This window comes from Vibrio sp. 2130-1 (genome assembly GCF_033339515.1).
The window spans coordinates 1-700 of the sequence record NZ_JAWOUT010000284.1 but is presented as its reverse complement, the minus strand read 5'-3'; the positions used below and the strand labels follow the sequence as shown (position 1 = coordinate 700).

Sequence of the window (700 nt, the reverse complement as noted above, 5' to 3'; positions counted from 1 at the left end):
GAAGGGTTTATCCATCAGTTCCAACGTCGCGGTTTTAAAGTCGTCGATTTTAAAACGACAGGATCTATCCAAGTGACGCAGCAAGGCGACTTTGCCTTAAGCCGCGATTGGCAAGATTTGGCGCAAGAGCAGCAAATTCAGTATGTGTTAACGGGAACCATGCTTCGTCAAGAAGGTGGCGTATTGGTTAATGCTCGCGTTGTTGGTATGCAAAGCCGTGTTGTGGTTGCCACAGCGCAAGGGTTCTTGCCTGCAGACCGAATCGGCCGTGATTTGGATACGCTAAATAGCATCCGTACCCAAGATGGCGTGTTGATTCGTTCAGACCCAACCATTCGCCAGCCATACACTGTGATTCTCCGCCCATAGGATAGAACCATGAAGAAGTTATTATTTATTATTGCCACCTTGGTGCTTGTGGGATGTCAGCCATTACAACAGATGCGCCAAGATGAAATTTTAGTGGCGGTAGGTTATGCAAGCGTAAGCGAACAAACTGGCCGCACGGTAGAAGAAAAACGTGTGCGCGCGATGCGAGCATCAAAAATTGATGCGTATCGTGAGTTAGCAGAGCAAGTTTACGGCATGCGAGTAAGCGGTCGTGCCGAACTTGAAGATCAGCGTCTTGGCATTGAAAGCACGAGTGGCGCGGTCGATGGCGTGATTCGCGGTGCAGAGGTCGTGCGCAGTTACTTAGTTG

Annotated in this window: 2 protein-coding genes; both read left to right on the top strand. The window is 49.6% G+C overall.

Annotation, left to right across the window (positions count from 1 at the left end; all coding sequences use genetic code 11):
• Positions 1 to 369 (top strand): FlgO family outer membrane protein (locus tag R7Q09_RS25760; protein WP_318143893.1); only part of this gene is annotated, 369 nt, incomplete at its 5' end.
• Positions 370 to 378: 9 nt separating this feature from the next.
• The coding region (locus R7Q09_RS25755; protein ID WP_318143892.1) for a flagellar biosynthesis protein FlgP at positions 379 to 700 on the top strand (322 nt) is incomplete at its 3' end.